Source organism: Desulfobulbus sp., assembly GCF_030824455.1.
Taxonomy (GTDB): Bacteria; Desulfobacterota; Desulfobulbia; order Desulfobulbales; family Desulfobulbaceae; genus Desulfobulbus.
In genome coordinates this window covers 12,318-33,632 of the sequence record NZ_JAVBXR010000036.1, presented here as the reverse complement: position 1 = coordinate 33,632, position 21,315 = coordinate 12,318, and the positions used below count along the sequence as shown (strand labels likewise).

At 61.5% G+C, this 21,315-nt stretch carries 17 protein-coding genes, 1 tRNA gene and 1 other RNA gene; 7 read left to right on the top strand and 12 right to left on the bottom strand.

Annotated features, from left to right (window positions below):
• Window positions 1–10 precede the first annotated feature (10 nt).
• From RCH93_RS06430 to RCH93_RS06410, 5 genes are all read left to right on the top strand, one after another.
• Entirely contained in the window at window positions 11–508 is a 498-nt protein-coding gene (locus RCH93_RS06430) for a YfcE family phosphodiesterase (protein WP_306547502.1), read from the top strand.
• Window positions 505–1,008: an HIT domain-containing protein gene (locus RCH93_RS06425; RefSeq protein ID WP_306547501.1), complete on the top strand. Its 504-nt coding sequence runs from the start codon at window positions 505–507 to the stop codon at window positions 1,006–1,008. The genes RCH93_RS06430 and RCH93_RS06425 overlap by 4 nt, the downstream gene beginning before the upstream one ends.
• Complete coding sequence (gene mutS / locus RCH93_RS06420) at window positions 1,005–3,677, top strand: DNA mismatch repair protein MutS (protein WP_306547500.1); 2,673 nt, start codon at window positions 1,005–1,007, stop codon at window positions 3,675–3,677. Before RCH93_RS06425 ends, mutS begins: the two co-directional genes overlap by 4 nt.
• Before the next feature lie 373 nt (window positions 3,678–4,050).
• Window positions 4,051–5,898 carry an N-acetylmuramoyl-L-alanine amidase gene (locus RCH93_RS06415; protein ID WP_306547499.1) on the top strand — a complete coding sequence of 616 codons (1,848 nt, stop codon included), beginning with the start codon at window positions 4,051–4,053 and terminating at the stop codon, window positions 5,896–5,898.
• 34 nt (window positions 5,899–5,932) lie between these two features.
• Window positions 5,933–6,580: a hypothetical protein gene (locus RCH93_RS06410; protein WP_306547498.1), complete on the top strand. Its 648-nt coding sequence runs from the start codon at window positions 5,933–5,935 to the stop codon at window positions 6,578–6,580.
• A 6-nt stretch (window positions 6,581–6,586) separates the two neighbouring features.
• Here RCH93_RS06410 and RCH93_RS06405 read toward each other — a convergent pair whose 3' ends face one another.
• The 5 genes from RCH93_RS06405 to purF form a co-directional block, all read right to left on the bottom strand.
• Complete coding sequence (locus RCH93_RS06405) at window positions 6,587–7,183, bottom strand: isoprenylcysteine carboxylmethyltransferase family protein (RefSeq protein WP_306547497.1); 597 nt, start codon at window positions 7,181–7,183, stop codon at window positions 6,587–6,589.
• Between the two features lie 64 nt (window positions 7,184–7,247).
• Window positions 7,248–9,800: a cytochrome ubiquinol oxidase subunit I gene (locus RCH93_RS06400; protein WP_306547496.1), complete on the bottom strand. Its 2,553-nt coding sequence runs from the start codon at window positions 9,798–9,800 to the stop codon at window positions 7,248–7,250.
• Window positions 9,797–10,873, bottom strand: coding sequence for a hypothetical protein (locus tag RCH93_RS06395; RefSeq protein ID WP_306547495.1), 1,077 nt, complete (start codon window positions 10,871–10,873; stop codon window positions 9,797–9,799). Before RCH93_RS06395 ends, RCH93_RS06400 begins: the two co-directional genes overlap by 4 nt.
• Window positions 10,874–11,039: 166 nt before the next feature.
• Window positions 11,040–11,270, bottom strand: a complete 231-nt coding sequence (locus RCH93_RS06390; RefSeq protein WP_306547494.1) for a ferredoxin — start codon at window positions 11,268–11,270, stop codon at window positions 11,040–11,042.
• A 4-nt stretch (window positions 11,271–11,274) separates the two neighbouring features.
• The gene (purF, locus tag RCH93_RS06385; protein WP_306547493.1) at window positions 11,275–12,705 is read right to left on the bottom strand and encodes an amidophosphoribosyltransferase; all 1,431 of its coding nucleotides are present in this window, start codon (window positions 12,703–12,705) and stop codon (window positions 11,275–11,277) included.
• A 203-nt stretch (window positions 12,706–12,908) separates the two neighbouring features.
• Here purF and selD point away from each other — a divergent pair, with 203 nt between their 5' ends.
• Window positions 12,909–13,973: a selenide, water dikinase SelD gene (gene selD / locus RCH93_RS06380; protein WP_306547492.1), complete on the top strand. Its 1,065-nt coding sequence runs from the start codon at window positions 12,909–12,911 to the stop codon at window positions 13,971–13,973.
• 22 nt (window positions 13,974–13,995) lie between these two features.
• Here selD and RCH93_RS06375 read toward each other — a convergent pair whose 3' ends face one another.
• From RCH93_RS06375 to RCH93_RS06345, 7 genes are all read right to left on the bottom strand, one after another.
• Window positions 13,996–15,141, bottom strand: a complete 1,146-nt coding sequence (locus RCH93_RS06375) for a M20/M25/M40 family metallo-hydrolase (protein ID WP_306547491.1) — start codon at window positions 15,139–15,141, stop codon at window positions 13,996–13,998.
• A complete protein-coding gene (ispD, locus tag RCH93_RS06370; protein ID WP_306547490.1) occupies window positions 15,128–16,333 on the bottom strand; it encodes a 2-C-methyl-D-erythritol 4-phosphate cytidylyltransferase in 1,206 nt (401 codons plus the stop codon). Before ispD ends, RCH93_RS06375 begins: the two co-directional genes overlap by 14 nt.
• Window positions 16,334–16,347: 14 nt before the next feature.
• Window positions 16,348–16,717, bottom strand: an RNA gene (rnpB, locus tag RCH93_RS06365) — RNase P RNA component class A.
• Window positions 16,718–16,753: 36 nt separating this feature from the next.
• Window positions 16,754–17,365 carry a ribonuclease HI family protein gene (locus RCH93_RS06360; RefSeq protein WP_306547489.1) on the bottom strand — a complete coding sequence of 204 codons (612 nt, stop codon included), beginning with the start codon at window positions 17,363–17,365 and terminating at the stop codon, window positions 16,754–16,756.
• Complete coding sequence (locus RCH93_RS06355; protein ID WP_306547488.1) at window positions 17,355–18,083, bottom strand: zinc ribbon domain-containing protein; 729 nt, start codon at window positions 18,081–18,083, stop codon at window positions 17,355–17,357. Before RCH93_RS06355 ends, RCH93_RS06360 begins: the two co-directional genes overlap by 11 nt.
• A gap of 130 nt (window positions 18,084–18,213) precedes the next feature.
• Window positions 18,214–19,017: a Nif3-like dinuclear metal center hexameric protein gene (locus RCH93_RS06350; protein WP_306547487.1), complete on the bottom strand. Its 804-nt coding sequence runs from the start codon at window positions 19,015–19,017 to the stop codon at window positions 18,214–18,216.
• Between the two features lie 186 nt (window positions 19,018–19,203).
• Window positions 19,204–19,280: transfer RNA gene (locus tag RCH93_RS06345), tRNA-Ile, on the bottom strand.
• A gap of 223 nt (window positions 19,281–19,503) precedes the next feature.
• Here RCH93_RS06345 and RCH93_RS06340 point away from each other — a divergent pair.
• Window positions 19,504–21,312: a M48 family metallopeptidase gene (locus RCH93_RS06340; protein WP_306547486.1), complete on the top strand. Its 1,809-nt coding sequence runs from the start codon at window positions 19,504–19,506 to the stop codon at window positions 21,310–21,312.
• Window positions 21,313–21,315 lie beyond the last annotated feature (3 nt).

Genomic DNA, 21,315 nt, shown 5'->3' with positions numbered 1-21,315 from the left:
CGTGTGCGCCATGACAATCAGAGCGGGGGTGCTCTCCGACACGCACCTGAGCCGGCCGGACAAACATTTCCAGCAACAAATCAAGGCATGTTTCCAGGCCTGCGACGTCATTGTCCACGCCGGCGACCTCACCGACCCCTCGGTGCTCGAGCCGTTTCACGACAAGACCGTCTATGCGGTGCACGGCAACATGTGCAACCTGGCGGCGCAAACCCGCCATCCCGCACGCCTCCTGTTCACCCTCGGCCGCTTCACCATCGCCCTTGCCCACGGCGCTGGCCTAGGGCCTGACATCGAAACCGCGCTCTGGGGTCTCTTCCCCGAGGCGGACTGCCTGATTTACGGCCACACCCACCGCCCTGTTTGCCGCCGTTACGGCCCCGCGCTGATGCTCAATCCGGGCAGCTTTCAATCCACCGGCCCCTACGGCGCACCCGGTTCCTACGCGATTCTGGAAGCCGGCGACGAACTCCGCGGCCAACTCTTTTCCGTGCCCGATCTGCCATGAAAACACTCTGGACGCCCTGGCGCATGGAGCATGTTCTGGGCAAGGCGCCCAAAATTTCCGGCTGTCTGTTTGAGCCGCCCGGCGACGAGACGCAGGACAAGGCCCATCTGCTTCTTTTTCGCGACGAATTGACCGTTGTCCTGCTCAACCGCTTCCCCTACGCCAACGGCCATCTGCTGGTGGCGCCCCGACGGCATCTCGCCGAGCTGACCGACCTGAGCCGCGATGAAAACACTCGCCTGATGGAGACGCTCGCCGCCAGCTGCGCCATTGTGCGTAGCCGCCTGCGCCCCGACGGCATCAACATCGGCCTTAACCTGGGCAAAGCAGCCGGGGCCGGCATTGCCGACCATCTCCACTTCCACCTCGTGCCCCGGTGGGAAGGCGACCACAATTTCATGACCGTGTGCGCCGAAATCCGAACCATTCCCCAGCATATTGACCAGACCTTTGACCTGCTCCTTCCCGATTTCCAAAACCTGCTCCCGCCCGCCCCATGAGCACGCCGCCTAAAATCACCCCCATGCTCCAGCAATATCTGGAGATCAAGGAACAGCACCCCGGCGCCATTCTCTTTTACCGCATGGGCGATTTTTACGAGATGTTCTTTGACGACGCCGTGGTCGCCGCCAAGGTGCTGGGCATCACCCTCACCTCGCGCAGCCACAAGGACGAGGCCAACAAGATCCCGATGTGCGGCGTGCCCTTCCACGCCGTCACCGGGTATCTCGGCAAGATGGTCAAGGCCGGCTACCGCGTCGCCATCTGCGAGCAGACCGAAGATCCCAAGGAGGCCAAGGGGATTGTCAAACGCGAGGTGATCCGGGTGGTGTCTCCTGGAGTCACCACCGACGACCAATTGCTCGACGAAAAAGCCGACTGTTACGTCTGCGCCCTCCTGATCCAGCGCAAATCGGCCAAGGAGCACCTTGCCGGCCTAGCGGTGATCGACGTTTCCACCGGCCATTTCCAGATCAGCGAGGTCAGCTTTGCGCCCAACGATCCCTCGCCCCTGACGGACGCCTTCACCCGCCTGCGCCCCGCCGAACTCCTGCTGCCGCAGGGGGAAGCCGAGGCCCTTGAGCCGTTGACCGAACTGCTCACCGCCCAGCTGGGGCAACTCTGCCTGACCACCCGTCCCGACTTCCATTTTGAGTCCGCGGCGGCAAAGGCCGCGTTGACCGAACATTTCCGCACCACCAGCCTGGCCGGATTCGGCTGCGACGCCTACACCGCGGCAATCAACGCCGCCGGCGCGCTGATGCTCTATCTGCGCGAAACCCAAAAATCCGACCTGTCACACATCAAACGGATCAGCCCGCTGCACCAAACCGGTTTTTTGATCATCGACGACGCCTCCCGCCGCAACCTGGAACTCACCGAAACCCTGGTGGGCGGCCAACGCCAAGGCTCTCTCCTGGACGCCCTGGATCACACCGCCACCCCCATGGGCGCCCGGCTGCTGCGGCGATGGCTGCTTTTCCCCCTGCAGGCGCGGGAGGAAATTCTTGCCCGGCTGGCCAGCGTCGAGGAGTTGATCACCCTGGCGGAAGTCCGCGCCGCCATGCGCACCCTGCTCGACTCGATTTACGATCTTGAACGGTTGTGCAGCCGCCTTGCGCTTGGCCACGGCAACGCCCGCGACATGAGCGCCGTCAAAATTTCGCTGGCGCAACTGCCGGCGCTGCACCAGATGCTGGGCGGCTGCGCCTCGTCGCTGCTGCAGACCATGGCCGACAATTTTGACGTGCTGGCCGATCTGCATACGCTCATCGACAACGCCATCCGCGAGGACGCGCCGATCAGCCTGCGCGAGGGCGGTTTGATCAAGGAGGGATTCAACTCCGAACTCGACCACCTGCTGCTGCTGCTCCGCGACGGCAAAAAAATGATGCTGGACCTGGAGACCGCAGAGCGCGAACGCTCCGGCATCGGCAAACTCAAAGTGGGCTACAACCGGGTCTTCGGCTACTATTTCGAGATCAGCCGCAGCCAGTCCTCCCTTGAATTGCCCGACTATTTCATTCGCAAACAGACCCTGGTCAACGCCGAACGGTTCATCACCCCGGAACTCAAAGAACTGGAGAATTCGATTGTCACCGCCCAGGACCGGCGGCTGGAGTTGGAATACGCCCTGTTTGCCGACATCCGGGAACAGCTGGTGGCCCAGGATCAACGGCTGCTGCACGCAGCCCACCTGCTCGCGCAAATTGACGTGCTCGCCTGTTTTGCCGAGATCGCCAGCCGCCGCCGCTACTGCCGGCCGCAGATCAACACCGACCGGACCATCACCATTGGGGAAGGGCGGCATCCGGTCATCGAACAGGCCCTGGAGCCCGGCAGATTCGTGCCCAACGACGTCCACCTGGACCAGGAAACCAACGAACTGCTGATCATCACCGGTCCCAACATGGCGGGCAAATCCACGGTGTTGCGTCAGACCGCGCTCATTGTCCTCATGGCGCACATCGGCAGCTTCGTGCCCGCCGAAAGCGCCGACCTGTGCATTGTCGACCGCATCTTCACCCGGGTCGGGGCCATGGACGACCTGCGGCGCGGCCAATCCACCTTTATGGTGGAAATGAATGAAACCGCCAACATCCTTAACAACGCCACTGAAAACAGCCTGGTCATCCTTGACGAAATAGGCCGCGGCACCTCCACCTACGACGGTTTGGCCATTGCCTGGGCCGTGGCCGAGGAACTGGCGCAAAAAAACGGGCTCGGCATCAAGACCCTGTTTGCCACCCACTATCACGAACTCACCGACCTGGCCGCCACCAGCAAAAAAATCCAGAACTATTCCATTGCCGTCAAGGAGTGGAACGATTCCATCATTTTCCTCCACAAACTGGTCAAAGGCGCCACCAACCGCAGCTACGGCATTCAGGTCGCCTCCCTGGCCGGCGTTCCCGACCACGTCATTGCCCGCGCCTACGAAATCCTGAAAAATATTGAACAAGGCGAATTCAACCTCCAGGGGCAGCCAACCATTGCCGCCGGTAAAAAAGGCAAAAAAGCGTCGCCCCGCCAACTCGCCCTGTTTTCACCGCCCACCTCGCCGCTGATCGACCTGCTGACGCAGGTCAGCCCCGACGACCTCACACCCAAACAAGCCCTGGAAATTTTGTACAAAGCCATTGCCCTGATCACGCCTCCGGAACGGTAACCCTGCAACTCCCCCTGCTTTTATTCGCCTGGACACGCACCGGCATGTTGCCCTGCATGCGGTCTAAGGTCTCGCCCCAGTAAAATTTTTTGAATCGGCAAACCCCTTTTGTCCACAGGATTTTTAATCTCCAAACCTGATTACGCCCACAAAAGTACAATTTCTTTTACCTCTGTCGCCAAATACGGTATAGTGCCTATCATGCTCCCGGCTTCGCGTCACCGTTCTCCGGACACGAGGCACCTCGACAATTGATCCTATTGGCCCAGCCCCTGTGTTCATGCGTGCATTCCACCCCTTGGCGTCAACAATCGCGCAACGGTTTCTGCCTGGAAATCTGACCTTGTTGCTCGCTTTTTTGTGCAGCCTCCTTGTGGCGGCCGCGCCCTCATGGGCCGCGACACCCCCGGCCGGCACTTCAGCCCAAAAAGCCGTCGCCGCCCCGCAGGAAAATGCGGAGCGGCAATATCAGGCCGCCAAAAACTTTCTTTCCCGGCTGGAACAGGAAAAGGATCTGGCCAAGGAACGAAACAACTGGCTGAAAGCCGCGCACAGTTTTCGCCAACTGCATCTCGCCCAGAAAAAAGAGGCGCTCGGCCCACCCAGCCTGTACATGACGGCCAAGGTCTATCGCCTCATGCAGGCGCGTTTCAATCTGGCCGAAGATTTCAACAAGGCCAGGTTGTATTATTTTGAAATGGCGGATCTGTATCCCGGACACGCCCTGGCGGACGACGCCCTGTACGAGGCGGCGGAGATGCTCCGCGCCAAGCCGGAGAACGCGCAGGAAGCCGAGTCGCTCTATCAAAAGATCGTCGCGCTCCACCCGCAAAGCGATCACGCTGAACAAGCCCGCCAACGGCTGCAATTAGCACCACAAGAAAAGCCGCCGAAACCAGCTGAACCGGCGGTTGCGCAACCCGCAACAGCGCCGTCTGCGCCGCCAACCGCCCCCCCGCCGACTCCTGCTCCTACGCCCAAAACGCTGGCAACGGTGTCTCCCGCCAAATTCTGGTCGTCCGAAGAGTACAGCCGCATCGTCATCCAGACGACCGCTCCCGTTGCCTTCAGCTCAGGGGTGGACGACGCCTCCGCCCCCCCGGCAAAACGCCTTCACGTTGACTTCAAACAGAGCGCCATGGCGGCCCAACACCGGACGCCGGCGCGCGTCGAGGCCGGCCTGCTGCAACAGGTTCGCGCAAGTCAAACCAGCGACGACACGGTGCGGATGGAGTTTGATCTTGCCTCCTTTTCCGAATACAAAATTTTCAGCCTCAACGATCCCTTTCGGGTCATTGTCGACATCCACGGCAGCCCGACAACCGGAGCCGTTCCGCCTGACAACGACACAGCGCCGAGCCAACCCGCAGCCCCCCTGCCGCCGGTTGCGACCAAACCAGCCTCCCCTGCCGCCGACGAGGCCGCAGTCGTCGTCCTCGCCGAGCAAAAAAAATACAAACCGACGCCCTCGCAACCCGCCGCAACCGGTAAAACAAGCAAGCGCGAGCAGCTTTCCCTGGCGCAGCAACTGGGGTTGGGCGTGCGTAAAATTGTCGTCGACCCCGGCCATGGCGGCAAAGACCCAGGGGCCATGGCCTTTGGTCTCAAAGAGAAAGACATTGTGTTGGCGGTGTCCAAAAAATTGGCCAAGGAACTCAAGACCGCCTACCGCTACGAGGTGGTTTTAACTCGCACCAAGGACGTCTACCTGCCCCTGGAAGAACGGACCGCCGTGGCCAACACCCAAAAAAGCGACCTGTTCCTTTCCATCCACGTCAATGCCAGCGCCGACAAGGCCAGCAACGGCATTGAAACCTATTTTCTCAACCTGGCCACCGACGCCAACGCCATGCGCGTGGCCGCGCTGGAGAACGCCACCTCAACGCACAGCATTGGCGAGATGCAGGACATCCTGGCCAGCCTGATGAAAAATTCCAAAATCGACGAGTCGTCCCGGCTCGCCCGATTTGTGCAAACCAATCTCATCTCCGGCCTAAATAAAACGTTCAAACCCCGCGATCTAGGCGTCAAGCAGGCCCCGTTCTACGTTTTGATCGGCGCTGAAATGCCGGCGATCCTTGCCGAGATATCGTTCATCACCAACCCCGAAGAAGCCAAACTCCTGCAAACCGACGAATATCTCGACAAGATCGCGAAACAGATCGCGGCCGGGGTTGTCGCCTACATTGAACACCAACGCTCCGCCGCCCTCCGTCTGTAACAACAACCCGTTTACTGAAACACGGAACATCCGCATGCAACGCCTTCCCGATGAAGAGATAGAAGCCCTCGCGGCCGAACACCGGCGGCTGTGGCCGCTGATGCCGATCCTCCACGCCCGCATCGCCAAACTCGCCGGCAAGGAGGCCGTCAGGGCCTGCGCCAAGCGGTTGCACATGTTCAGCAAGCAGGGCAACAAGCTCGGCATCCATTTCGAGCACGAACTGGAGATGGACGTTTTTCAGGATTACCTGCTTTACATGTACCGTCCGCGCGGGTTCAGCCTGGTGCGGCAGATGTTCAACCGCAACCGCTATCCGCAGGGCAGCGACGAACAGATGCTGCTTGCGGGCATGGCCCAGGCTCGTTTTTCGGTGTTCTGGATCAGGGAAACGCATCCTGCCGGAGGGTTGGTCGCACTTGACGTCATCACCGGCGAGGATTTTTTCATTCTCAATCAGTTGCTGCCGCAGCAGCAGGACGTGACCGGCGTGCTTACGACATTCCGCATTTTTCCGTTTCGCGGAGTCTGGATGCACACCGGCGCCAACATGGCCTTTGGCCAGATAGAGGATGCCGGCGATCTGCGGCCGATGGGCAGGCGTCTGAATGAGAAGGAAGAGCGGGATCTGAACGAGAGCAACATCCGCCGTTGGCGGGCGCTCCTCAAGGAAACGGCGTAATCGCCGTCAGCGGGGGAACTTCCAGGCGACGAGCATGGGCGTTTCCCGGCAGTAGCTGTTGTACGGCTCGCCAAGGATTTCCCGTAGCTTGTGCTCTTCAAGCACGGCGCCGAGGACCAGATAAACGGAAAGAAGCGTCCGGACCACCAGAGTGACGTCGGTGAGACCGGGCAGCGCCCAGAGCAAGGCAATGCCGCCGCTGTACCAGGGGTGGCGCACCAAACGAAGAACGCCTGTTTTCCTGAAGGCCGGCGGACTGATTGACCGTCCGGCCCGGTAGTCGCGCCATTGGCGAAGGCCGAGAAACGCCTGCAGATCATAAACCCGCAGGCCGCCAATAAACATCGCCAGGGCGTAGAGCAAGAGTGCTCCTTGCACAACCCGCAGCCAACCGGGAGGCGCGCCGCCCAAAGGGTGTTGCGGCGCGGCGCTGGTGCACCAGAGCAGAGGCGCCAGGGAGCAGAGGGCAAAACAGACATACCCGATCCGGTATAGCCCAAGCCACGCGCCGCCCCGGCGTTCAAACCACCGCCTGACCCCACCGGCGATCAGCAGGCTGTGCAGCGCGCACCAGGCCACCCACAAGACAATCAACAACCGCATCGTTTTCCTCCGTCAGAACTGATCACAACTCGCCGCAAGTTCCCGCATCTTTTCCCCCTCCCCCTCACTCGTTGCGAAACGCCCGCAGGCTGTTGGCGTGGTGCATCTCGTCGGCCATGGCCACGGTGTGGCAGACCGCGCAGTTGCGGTTGGCCCCCAAAGGCAGCCGGTTGCCCTGGTATTGCAAGGGCTGCAACACATCCAGCTGTGCGCCGGACGGGTTGTCCGCCGGATAGACCGCATGCGCCCCCGAATGGCAGGCGGCGCAGAACAGCCGGCCGGAGTCGTCGGTGCGGTTGCGGTACAACCCCTGTTCGTCGTTGGTCCGGGCGTTGACGACCGTATCGGTCTCCGGGGCCTGAAAATCGACATGACAGTGGAGGCAGTCCGGCTGATTGATCCAGGGCTGGCGCGGCGCAACCTCTTCCAGACCGCCAGCCGATCTGGGCCGCAGATGGGCCATGAGCGCTGCGGCCTGGCCTTTGCCCGCCCGGCGCTCCTGTTGCAACAACCCCAGAGCGTGATCCTCGACCGCGCCGTGACAGTTGACGCAGTCCATGCCGACGGCGGCGTGGATGTCGCGCAGGCAGCGGGCAACGACGGTGTTGGACGAGGGATGACAGAACCCGCAGGCCTCGGCGCCCTTGCCTCTGAGGTAGTTGGCGTGGAATCCGTGGATGGCGGCGGAAAGATTGAGCCGGGCCGGATCGCCCTGGGCCTTGACCAGCGCGTCGGCGTGGCAGGATTGGCAGCGAACCGTTGCGCCGCCCTGGGCTTCGGCCAGCAGGGATGTGCCGCTGAGCCGGTCGTGAACCCGGAGGATGTGGAGCGCCGTCTCGCGGTACAAACCGGGCCGGTCGCCCTGCCCCGCGCCGCCGTGGCAAGCACTGCAGCCGATCTCGGCCGAGACCGGCGCAACCACGGTGGTTTCCGCCAGCAGCGCGTCGCTCTCGTCCCGGGCCTCAATGATCGCGGTCGGGTAGGGATCTGCGGACGGGCCGACTCCTGGCCGCAAGGGAATATTGTCGACAACAAACACATCTTCTTCCGCCGTCAGCTCGCCGGAAATCGCAGGTTTTCCGGCGCCGCCATCCCCCGCAAACCGATAGCTGAGCGCAACCCCCTGGTTAACAAGCTCCGGAGTCTCGCCGCGCTTGATCAATTGGGCCCGCAGGCTGTTGCCCGGCGGCAGGAGCGACAACACCCCCTTGACCTCGGCGACGCTGCGCATGGACTGGGGGCTCCAGGCCAGCAATACAAAAGGGGACGCCGCCGGGTCAAAGGCAGGAATCTCAACCTTTTTCTCAACCAACGCCACAGGGGCGGGGTCGCTGCGGCCATTCAACCCCTGGGCCACATACAGGGCCAAGGCCGCCCGCTCCTCAGGCGTGCCGGCAAAGGGCGGCATCGCAGGATAGAACACCTCCATGCCGCTAATCATGGCGTCCAGGCCGCTGGGCGTGAAGGGCGCGGTCAGTTGTTTGATGTCGCGCATCGGCCCGCCGACGGCGTGACAGGCGAGGCAGAGCAGATTGTACAGCTCACGGCCGGCGGCAAGCCTGTTGGCGTCGGTGATCTCCCGATGGCGAACCCATTTGGCCGAGGAGAGAACGCCCTCCTGGCGGACGCGGTCCGCGTCCTTTTTCAGAATCGAGGTGGAATACATCACCTCGCGGATGATGTAGGGCCTTCGCCCGCCCTCGCGAATAAACTCAAAGCAGCCGATGTAGAGCTGGCCAATCAGCAGCAGCGCGAGCGCCAGGGCCCTGGCCAGACCGACCGGCAGACGAAAGATCAGCAGCAATCCGGCCACAACCAGGACCGGCGAACAGAGGAAAAAACCGTTGACATAGGGCCGCATCGACGGCATGCGGGCAAAAATCATCTCCTGCAGCTCCGCCGGCAGGGCGGCCCGGTACCAGGCGGCCGAGGCCACGAAAAAGACAAAGGGCAGCAGCAGCCAGCGGGCGCAAAACCGGGTCATGACGGTGCGCAGGCGGGCGTCTTTGAGCCAAGCGGCGGTGGTCAGGCCAAACAGGCCGGCAATGATCAGCGCCAGGAAGGTGCGAAAGAAGAGCGAAGGCCAGAAGCTGGGATTGAAAAATCCGGACCAAAAATTGGCGTCCTTGGGCCATGCGCCGGGGGTGAGCATGAAACCGATGACGCCGTTGATGAGCACAAGCGACATCCAGGCCGCGCCGAAATAGATCCAGCCGAGCGCCTGATGACGACCGGACTCCATCCGGCCGAAGGTGGCGTAATAGAGAAAAAGGGCCACAATCTCAATCAGAAAAAAGACCCACTCCGAGGCCCAGGCAAAAACAAAGGTGTGAACAAGAATCGAGGTGGCCGCCGGGTTGAGCAGGGACATGATGAACCAGATGCCCACCCCGGTGATTGACCCGGCCACCATGGTGAGCAGGAGGAAAAAACGGGCGTGCGCGCGGACATAGTCGAGCATGGCCGGATCGTTCTCCCGCTGGGCCTTGCGCTCGGCCAGCACCAGGAACAGCCCGCCGCCCACGGCGAAATGGGAGATGTAGACGTGGAAGACCGCGATCAGGACGATCCACAGTCCGCCGCCAAAGGCATCAAGCTGCCAGACCGGATAATTCATGGCCGGGCCTCCCGTGCCGCGCAGGAACGCAGGGTGAACCGCACCATCCAGACGATCAGCGCCAAGCCCGCCACGAGAAAGAACAGAAAAAAGGTGAAGGACGAATACGAGGCGCGAACCGGCAATTGCGACAGGGAAAACCAAGGCGCCAGCAGGGCCGCGCGCAGTAGACCGCGGGCCAGGATCATCAGGGCTATCGCCCCCAGTCCGCACCAGGTTGCGGGCATAACCCGGCCGGCCAGCGCGAAGGCAACGGCCGGCGCCGCCAGCAGGACGCCGCAGGCCAGGCTTGCGGTCAGCAGCAGACCGGCGGTGGTCGAAACCGTGAGCACGCCCTTGGGCAACGCGACCAGAAACCACAAGCCGACGGCAACATTGAGTAGGGTGGCGTGCGCAAACCAGCGGCAGCCCTGCTTCACCCATGGGGAGGCGGACGGGTCGCCCTTGCGATGTTTCCGGTCAAAAAAGAGGGCCATGGTCAGACCGCCGACGGCGACCGAGGAGACCATGAAGTGGAGATAGCGCGGCAGGAGCATGGGGTCGGCAAGGTTGAGCAGCATCCCCTGGGGCCGGTCGAAATAGCGGCTCCAACGCGCCGGATCCTGCATCAGACTGAGGTTGCTTGCAAACAAAAAGGCAACAATCAGCAACAGCAGGGTGATCAGTCCGGCAACCGGCAACCGGCCGTTTCCCAGCCGCGCATACTGATATTTATAAACATAGGCCAGTGCATAGGCGCTGATCAGCAGGGCAATGATCGACAGCCAGAACACGGCCATGAGGATGGAGCTGACATAGATAAAGTGTCCGTACAGCACCTGGGCAAAGAGCAGCGGCGCCACCCCGAAATTGACCGTAAAGGCGACTGCAAACGGCAGGTTGCCGGCGACCGCCGCAGTATAGGGCGACGCATGCCCGCCGCGCAGGTGGGTGACCAAAGCGATAAAGGCCGCGCCGAGCATCGCGTTCATCAGCACGATGTGGAGGAAGAAGGTCAGCAGCAGGAAAAACTGCAGCCATCCCCAGGCAACGGGAATGGCGTCCGGGATGGGAATAAGCGCGGCCGGATCCATCAAGGCCTCCTTGGTTGGGTTGAGACCGATGCAGGGATCGGGCAGAGGCGTTGTCCCTGCCCTGGCGGGAGACTGTCGAATGACGACGGCACGTTGCCTGCAAACCGGGAACGTACCGTCCTGCCCCTGAGGGCATAAGGCAATTGCCTACGAGGAAAGCCTGCCCTTACGGATCGGCGGGCGATTCATCCGCAAGGACAATGCATTTTTCCGGGCAAAAGGCTGCGGCCTGACGCACAGCCTCGGTGACTGCCTGATCAGGGTTGATCAGTTCGGCCTTGCCGGTCAGCGGATTGAGGAGAAAGACGTCGGGGCAGAGCTCGCAACAAGTCGCACAGCCGTTGCAGCGGTAACTGTCAATTGAGACTCCGCTCGTCAGCGGGTCGGCGCCGGGCAAACGATCAGCACCCGCAGCCGGAAAAGGCGTCCTTGGTGAAACTCTTGTCCGGCGCGATCGGATACTCGCCGTTAAAACAGGCCAGGCAGAAATTGTCCCGACTCAGGCCCGTGGCCTCCACCAACCCCTCGACGCTGAGATAATGGAGCGAATCCAAGCCAAGATAATCGCGAACGCCTTCAACGGTGTTGTCGGCGGCGATCAGTTGGGCGCTGGAGGGAAAGTCGATGCCGTAGTAGCAGGCGTTGCGGGTGGGCGGACAGCTGACCACCATGTGGACCTCGGCGGCTCCGACGTGGCGCAGCGACTGCACCCGGCTGCGGCCGGTGGTGCCGCGAATGATCGAATCCTCGACAATAATCACCCGCTTGCCCTTGAGCAGCGCCCGCACCGGATTGAGTTTGACCCGCACCGAGAAATCGCGCATCGACTGGGTCGGCTGAATGAAGGTGCGGCCGACGTAGTGGTTGCGGATCATGCCCATCTCCAGCGGGATGCCCGAGGCGGTGGAATAGCCGATGGCCGCGTAGTTGCCCGAATCGGGAAAGGGCATGACGAAATCGGCCTCGATTTTGGCTTCTCTCGCCAGAATTTCGCCCATCCGTTTGCGGGCGGCGTAGACGTTGAAGCCAAAGACGTCGCTGTCGGGCCGGGCAAAATAGACGTGCTCGAAGATGCAGTAGCTTTTCTGCACCGGGGCCCAGGGGAAGAGCGAGGTCAGTCCCTGCTCGTTGATGATCAGCACCTCGCCCGGGTCAATGTCGCGGATGTATTCGGCCTCGATCAGGTCCAGGGCGCAGGTCTCGGAGGCGACCACATAGCCGCCGTTGTCGAGCACGCCCAGACAGAGCGGCCGAAAACCGTTGGGATCGCGGACCGCAATCATGGTGTCCGGGGTCATCAGCAACAGCGAATAGGCCCCCTGGATGCAGGAAAAGGTGGTTTTGATCGCCTCCTGCAGCCCCCGATCCATGTTGCGGGCCATCAAATGGATGACAATCTCGCTGTCCATGGTGGTCTGGAAGATCGACCCCTGCTGCTCCAAATGGCGGCGCAGGGCGATGGAATTGACCAGGTTGCCGTTGTGGGCGACGCTCAGCGGCAATCCCTTGTGGGTGGCCATGAACGGCTGGGTGTTGATGATGTTTGATTCGCCGGTGGTGGAATAGCGCACGTGACCGGTGGCCAGATGCCCGGAGAGCCGCTGCAGGGTGCGTTCGCTGAAGACCTCGGCGACCAGCCCCATATCCTTGTGGATCAGGACTTTAATGCCGTCGCCGGCGACAATGCCCGCGCTCTCCTGTCCCCGGTGCTGCAGGGCGTAAAGGCCGAAATAGACGAGCTTGGCTGCATCCTGATGGCCGAAAACCCCGCAGATGCCGCACTCATGCTTGGGTTTTGCCGACAGTTCCTGTTCTGATCCATACGTGTTCATATCTACTGCCTACAATATTGTCAGGAGGCGCCAAAAATCGAAAGGCACAAAGAACATTTCCTTGTGCCCGTACTTTTGTCGATCCAGCTCTCTTAAGAAGCTTATCTACAACCAGATTACACGTTTTTTTTCAACAAAATATCGGGTATCCTCGCAGAATATTGCACGAGGAACAATCCCCAACCCTTTCAACGGCGAGTGCCATGACCACCACACCTCTCAAACTGACCGCGACCGTCAAGGCCGCAGGCTGAGCAGCCAAGCTGGGCCCAGGGGACCTGGGCCGGATATTGTGCGGGCTTGATCTGCCGCGTGACCCCAATCTGCTGGTCGGAACCGAGACCAGCGACGACGCCGGGGTCTACCGTCTCAACGAGACCACCGCCCTGATCCAGACCGTGGATTTCTTCACCCCCATTGTCGACGATCCCTTTGATTTCGGGCGGATCGCCGCAGCCAACGCGCTCTCTGACGTCTACGCCATGGGCGGCCGGCCGCTGCTCTGCATGAACATTCTCGCCTGTCCGACCAAAACCATGGATCAGGGGGTGTTTCGGCAGGTGGTGGAAGGAGGCCTGGAAAAGATTCGGGAAGCCGGGGCGCTGCTGGTGGGCGGTCATTCCATTGAGGACGCTGAGTTGAAGTACGGCCTGTCGGTGACCGGCCTGGTGCATCCGGAGCGGGTGTTGCGCAACAGCGGGGCCAGGGCCGGCGACGTGCTGCTGCTCACCAAACCGCTGGGCACGGGCATTCTGTCTACGGCGATCAAGGGCGGACTGGCCGGAGCGGCAACGGAGCGGCAATTGGTCGACCTGCTGGCCACCCTCAACCGGTTGCCGATGGAGCTTTTGAACGGCGACGAGGCCTTGCGGGCCGGGGTGCACGGCTGCACCGACATCACCGGGTTCGGCCTCTTCGGCCATCTGCGTGAAATGGCCGAGGGGTCGGGTCTTTCCATCCACCTTGCCAAGGAACAGTTGCCGATTCTGGCCGAGGCGCGGGAGTTTGCCGACATGGGCATCATCCCCGAAGGCGCCTACCGAAACCGCAACTTTTACAGCCCGTGGGTGCGCTCCGCCCTGGCGGAGATGGATAGCCTGGAGATGATCGGCTACGACCCGCAGACCTCGGGCGGCCTGTTGCTGGCCATGGACCGGGCGAGCGCGGAACAGTTGCTGGCGCTGCTGGGACAACACGGCTACCAACCGGAGTGCCGCATCATCGGCGAGGTGCGGGCAGCCGACCCGGGCCTGGTCTTTCTCGAGTAGCGCCTCTCAGTCGCCCCCGCGGTCAGCAGGACTCTTCGATCAACAGGGCGATCAGCAACCGGGTGAGGTCGACCATGTCCTGCAACTCCACCTGCTCGTTGGTCGAGTGGACGTTGGTCATGCCGGTGGCGACAATCGCCGTGGCCAACCCTTGGCCATTGAAGATGTTGGCGTCGCTGCCGCCGCCCGCCTTCTCATAGCTCAGCTCCAAACCGATGGATCGGGCCGCGGCGTCCACCCGGCGCATCACCCGATCCTCCCGGTTCAGCTGCATCACCGGGAAATCCTGCCGCACCTCAACGCTCACCGAAGGCGCGCCCTTGGCGGAACCGGTCGGATCGGTCCAGGCGGCGACGGTGGTTGCGAACACCTCGCGAATCTCGCCGGTCACCCGCTCCAGTTTGGCCATCGAATGGCTGCGCACCTCGGCCTCGATCACCACCTTTTCCGGCACAATGTTGGAGGCGGCTCCGCCATGAATGGTGCCGAAGTTGGCGGTGGTTTCCTCGTCAATGCGGCCATTGGGCGCCTGCGCCAGGGCCTGGGCGGCCAACACCATGGCGTTGACGCCCCACTCCGGATGCAGGCCGGCGTGGGCCGCCACGCCGTTGACGGTGATGGTCAGCCGGTTGGCGGCCGGGGCGTGGGTGACGATCTTGGCAAAGCCGGTCGAATCCAGGGCGTATCCCTCCCGGGCGCGAACCCGTTGCGGGTCCAGGGCCTTGGCCCCGATCAGACCGATTTCCTCGCAGGTGGTGACCACAAATTCCACCGGACGATGCGGTTGTTGCGCTTCCCGCAGCAGCCGCACGGCTTCAATGCAGGCGGCAATCCCGGATTTGTCGTCGCTGCCCAGGATGGTGTCGCCGGCGCTGGTGAACAGGTCGCCGATCCGCTTGACCCGCACCCCGTCGGCCGGCTGCACCGTGTCCATGTGGCAGCTGAAGAAAATCGGCGTCAGGTCCAGGTCGCCGTCAAATCGGATGATCAGGTTGCCGCACTCGGAACCGGTGTGAACGCTGGAATCGTCTTCAACAATCTCCGCCGCGCCGAGTTCGCAAAAGATTTCCTGCAGTCGCCTGCAGATGCGGCCTTCGCGACGCGACGGACTGTCGATTTCGCACAACTCAGTGAAACACGCCGCCAATCGCTCTCTATTTACGTCCATGTTCTGACCTCAAAAGAACGACGGCATGGGCGGCAATGCCCTCGCCCCGTCCGGTGTATCCCATGTTTTCAGTGGTGGTTGCCTTGATGTTGACGGCTGCCGGAGCAACCTTGCAGCACCGGGCCAGATTGATTTGCATCCCGGCAAGATGCGGCGCCAGTTTGGGCCGCTGACAGACAATGGTCAGGTCGGCGTTGCCCAGGACGTACCCCTGCGCCTCAACCAGTTGTTGCGCGTGCGCCAGCAGCAGCAGGCTGTCGATCCCCTTGTATTGGGGATCGGAGTCGGGGAAATGGCGGCCGATGTCGCCCGCGCCCAGGCCGCCGAGCAGGGCGTCGATGAGCGCATGGGCCACGACGTCGGCGTCGGAATGCCCGTCCAGGCCCAGTTCAAAATCGACCTCAACCCCGCCGAGAATCAGCTTGCGGCCGCTCACCAGGCGATGGGCGTCGAAACCATGACCGATTTTCATTTCCTGTTCCTCCGTCAGCAAAGCGGCGGCCACCTGCAAATCCTCCGGCCGGGTGATCTTGAAATTGCGTTCGCCGCCCTCGACCACCTGCACCGGAATCCCCGCCGCCTCAAGCAGCGAGGCCTCGTCGGTGCCGACGAACTGATTGCGGTCAGCCTCGGCAAAGGCCCGATCCAGGAGCCCCCGTTGCGCCGCCTGGGGCGTCTGCGCCTGCCAGAGCGAGGTGCGGTTCACGGTCTCCCGGATCAATCCGGAATCCGCGACCTTTTTCAGGGTGTCCTTGACCGGCGTCGCCGCGATCACCGCGCCAAAGCGCACCGCCCCGTGGAGACAGCGCAGAATGATCGCCTGATCCACCAGCGGCCGGGCCGCGTCATGCACCAGAACCAGCTCAATTGCAGCGGGCAGCGCGTTCAGCCCCGCCCGGACAGAATCCTGACGGGTAACGCCGCCGACCGTAAAGAGCATCCGGGCCATGTGGTCCGGAGCGAGATGGAGGCGGAGCAGATCGTTGGTGTGCTGCAGATAATCGGTCGGAGCGGCCACCGCCACCCAGCGGATCGACTCCAGATCGAGAAAGGCCCGGCAGGTGCGAACCAGCATGGGCAGGCCGGCCAATTCCAGAAACTGCTTGGGGCAGGATGCCCCGAAACGCAAACCGAAACCTCCGGCCGGAATAACAACTCCGGCCGGAGGGAGTGGGGGGGTGTTGTCAAGCACGCGCGTGTGTGAAAAAAAAGGGGTGAATTATAAGCCGAATTCTGTTCCCGCCCGAAGGCGGACCATGATCATTTAACTGGGACGCCGGTCGCCCGGCACCTCTTGCAACCTACCCGGAGGCTTCAGGCGGGCCGCCCTCAAACGCCTCCCTATTTGGTCTTGCACCCGGTGGGGTTTACCCTGCCCCCCATGTCGCCATGGGGGCGGTGAGCTCTTACCTCGCCATTTCAACCTTGCCTGTGAACGCTTGCGCGTCCCATCGGCGGTGTGTTTTCTGCGGCACTTTCCCTCGGTTGCCCAAGGTTCGCGTTACGAACCACCGCGCCCTGTGGTGTTCGGACTTTCCTCCCCGGCCAAGGCCGGAGCGATCATGCATTCACCCCTTAACTCATCGACGTGTTGCAGGGGGCGCGCAACCCCTCAACCGTCTTTCTGATCGATCCCCTGATTGGCCAGCTGATCGGCGCGCGCATTCTGCGCCCTGGGGACATGGGCAATCGACCACGTCTTCATCCGGGCGAGCCGCGCCTGAACCTGTTGGAACAGGGGCAGCAGCACCTCGTTTTTTACCTTGTAGCGCCCCTGAATCTGGCGCACGATCAGTTCCGAATCCAGCGAAACCGCCACTTCGCAGCAACCCTGCCGTAAAACCTCGTCCAAACCGATGAGCAAGGCCTTGTATTCGGCGACATTGTTGGTGCAGGTTCCGAGATAGACCGAGCAGGTCGCCAACTCCCGGCCGTCGTCGGCCAGCAGCACCGCGCCGGCGCCGGCCTGGCCGGGATTGCCGCGGGAAGCGCCGTCGGTGAAGAGACGACAACGACTGACTGCTCCGCCTTGGCTTGGCGCGGCAACCGCGTCCGCCGGACCCTGCCCGACCGCCGGCCGGCCTGCATCCGGTTTGTCGCCGGCAATGATCCGCCGGATGTCGTTGGGCCGCTGGCCGGGAAAAATCCGTTCCAGAACCGCATCGTCGAGCTGTTGCGCCAGTTGCTTGAGAATACCGGCCCTGGCGGGCGGTTTATTTGTCAACAGCGACAGCCTCGGGCTCTTTGTAGTACAGGATGCGCTGGCAAGTCGGACAGATGTTCAACTTGTCGGCCCTGCGCACTTCAATGACCTGCTGGGGGGGCAGCGCCATATAGCAGCCCTGGCAGACGCTGTCGATGATGGGCACCACCGCCAACCCGTCGCGCTTGTTGATCAACAGGGTGTAGCGCTTGAGGTCGGCTGCCCGCAATTCGGAAGCTGCGATATCCCGCTGGCTGACCACTGATTTTTTCGAGACCTCGACGCGCTTAATTTCCTTGTCGACGTTCTCAATCTCTTGGGCCAGCAATTGCTGTTCGCCCGCGCAGAGGTTTTCCAGGGTGGTCGCCTCTTCCTCCAACTGCTCAATCTGTTCAATGAATTGGAGAATTCGGTCTTCGGTCTCCTTGACCAGCCGTTTGTTTTCCTCAATTTCCTTGAGCAGCGCCTGGTGTTCGCGGCTGGTCTGCACCTGCATCATCTTGTTCTGCCGATCTTTGACCCGCGCGCCGGCGTCGTCGTGCTCGATCTTGGTTTCCCGCTGCTTCTGATTGAGCAAATCAACCTTGCCCCGGAACGCGGCGATGGTCTCCAGCTTCTCCGCGATAGCCTGTTCCCGGCCGGCAATGACCGCTTGATGCTTGGCGATGGCGTTGTCGAACCCGGCAATTTGGCTGTCGATTGCCTGCAGCTTGATGAATTGGAATATTTCCTCTTTCAATGATGAACTCCTCAATCGGTCTGTCTAGTGTTAAAAAAGGTGCGAAGGTGCAAGATAGAAGGGGTGACAAGCAACGGGGGCGCGCAGGCGATTGTGGCGTACGACTGCGAGCGCCGCCGGATGGGCTGATTCATACCAGGCGCAGGGGCGGCGCCTGCTGCGCCGCGTCAATGACCAGATCCCATCCGCGAAGGGCGGCCTCTTGCCGCAATCTGTCGCCGAAAAAGGACATGGCCGGATTTTCGGTGGCGAAGTGACCGGCGTCGAGCAACCAAAGCCCCGCCTCCTCGGCCCAGCGCGCCACGGAATGTTTGATTTCGGCGGTGACAAAGACGTCAGCCCCCTGGCGCAGCGCGGTTTCCGCCAAGTCGGAACAGGAACCGCCGCAGACGGCCACGGTCGCCACCTGCTCGGGCCGGGGGCCTGCTTCCAGCATCCAGGGCGGAGCGCAGACCTGGCGAAGGCGGCCAAGGAAGGCTTCGACGGACAGCGGCGTTGCATAGACGCCGAGACGACCAATGCCGCAATTCAGGTCGCAGCCCATGGAGGAAATGACCAGCGGTTTGCAATCCTCCAGGCCGAGCGCCTGGGCCAAATGATCGCTGACGCCGCCTGGGATGGAATCAAGATTGGTGTGACAGGCAACGATGCTGATCTGATCGCGAATGGCGGTTGCGAGAAATTTGCCGATGGGAGCGTCGGTGCGGAGCGCTTTCAAGGGCCGAAAAATGACGGGGTGGTGGGTGAGAACAAGATCGTAGCCGCCGGCGCGGGCCTGATCGAGCAGGGAGCAGGTCGGGTCAAGCGCCAGCAGGATGCGGTGGACCGCGCGTTGCGGTTCGCCGACCAGGAGACCGACGTTGTCCCAGTCCTCAGCCAGGTTTTCCGGGGTTATGCGTTGCAGAATATCGAGAAAATCTTGAACGGTAGGCACTCTGTATTACTCAGTAAAGAAAAAGAGGCACATCCTCTGGGAGATGCACCTCTTTTCAGACATCTGTTTCAATGCCCCGCTGTTGTTTCAGCCATGATTGTCGGTCACTGCTCAACGTATTCAAATCAGGTAGCTGTGAAGGGGGGAGGAGTTCAAGGGAAAATCCGATCCGCACTTCCAAAAATTTGGTGGGCCCACCTGGACTCGAACCAGGGACCGACCGGTTATGAGCCGGTGGCTCTAGCCAACTGAGCTATAGGCCCAAACATTACGGTAAACGCAATATAATAACAGGGAATGGAGAAAGGTCAATATTTTTTCATATTTTCCCGAAAAATCAGGGCACTGATCAGGAAAATAGCTCAAAACAACAAACGATTCTGGCACATTGCCCCGAGTGTGCATACGTTTAGCCCACCTTTCCTTCCCACTGGTCCGCAGAGCGCACGGCGCGCGGCGCGGACAAAACACCGACAGGCGGCCTCCATGCTCTACAACAATCTGCTCTACTTTTTAGTGGCCATCTTTGTTTTTTCCACCAACACCCCAGCGGCCAAACCAGCGCTTCCTCTCCTCTGGGCGCTCGCTGCTTTCGCGGCAACCACCTGGGGGTTTGCCCGCATCGCCGATCATTTGTTTTCGCGTTCCGCCGCCGGCCCCACCGCCTACTTTGCGGTCGAAAAAAAGCTGTCAATTCTGGCGGTGCTGGTGTTTATGGGCTTCATCTACCTGCTTGACCTGAAATACTACCTCAACCCCCTCGCGGTTGGCGGCCGGTTTCCGGTGCTGGCGGACATTGCCGGCCTGGGCTGTTTTTTCCTGCTCCTGATGTTGATGTGGCGGGCTGCCCGGCTGCGTTACCAGGGAATTTTCCAGCGCGCCTACACGCCCCTTGCCTTTGTTCGCTCCAATTTCAAGGCCAACCTGCCCATTGTCCTGCCCTGGCTGACCCTGTCCCTGGTTTTTGACGGTCTGCAAGCCCTGCCATTTCCGCAGTTGAACAAACTGCTGCGTTCCCCCTGGGGCGACCTGGTGCTCTTTGCCTGCTTTCTGGTGTTTCTGACCCTGGCCTTTCCGCCGCTGGTTCGCTTTCTCTGGGGATGCACGCCCCTGCCGCCGGGCCCGACCCGGGAACGACTGCTGGCCTTCTGCCGGGCCCAGGGTTTCCATTCCGAGATCTACACCTGGCCGCTTTTTGAAGGCCAGGTGCTGACCGCAGGCATCATGGGCATCGTGCCTAAGCTGCGCTACCTGCTGATCACCCCCGCCCTGCTCGAATCGCTCAGCGAGGAAGAAATCGACAGCGTGCTCGCCCACGAAATTGGCCACGTCCGCCACCTGCACCTCATCCTCTACATCATCCTTTTCCTCGGCTTCAGCCTGCTCGCCGGGGCGGTCGCCACTCCCCTGCCCCATCTCGTCCTCACCAGCGATCTCTTTTACCAGGCGCTGCCCCACCTGCCGTTCACCCCGGAAAACGTGCTGGGCGTGCTCGCCACCGCACCGCTCTTGCTGTTGATGCTCGTCTATTTTCGTTTTGTGTTTGGCTACTTTATCCGCAATTTCGAGCGCCAGGCCGACGCCTATGTTTTTCGCGCTGTTGGCACCAGCAGACCGCTGATCAGCGCCTTTGAAAAAATCGCCCTGCTCAGCGGCGGCAACCGGGACGAGAAAAACTGGCACCACTTCGGCATCGGCGAGCGGGTCGATTTTCTCAAGCAATGCGAGGGAGACAGGGGACTTATCCGCCGGCACGAACGCAAACTCCGCCTCAGCCTTCTGGTCTATTTTGCCTGTATCGGCCTGCTGGTGCTGTCCCTGCACCAAATGGACGTCGGCAAACTGTCCGAAGGATACGAGACCAAATACGCCGAAGCCGTGTTGTTGCAGAAAGTGCGCCAGGAGCCGGAGAACAGCCTCTGGCTGATCTATCTCGCTGATTTTCTGCAAAGCCGCAAACTGGAGAAGAAAGCGGTGGACGCCTATGAAAAGGCCCTGCTGTTGGCGCCGATGAACGCCGAGGTCAACAACAACCTCGCTTGGCTGCTGCTGACCGCCCAGGAGAAAACGCTCCGCAACCCAGAACGCGCCCTGACCCTGGCGCGAACCGCCACGCTCATCAAGGAGCGCGGCTACATTCTCGACACCCTGGCCACGGCCTATTGGGCCAACGGACTTATTGAGGAGGCCGTGGCAACCGAAATCCGCGCATTCCGCCTGGATCCGCAAAATCGCGTCTTCTATCAGGCGCAGATGGAAAAATTCAGAACCAAGCGATGGAGCGAGAAGGAATGAGTG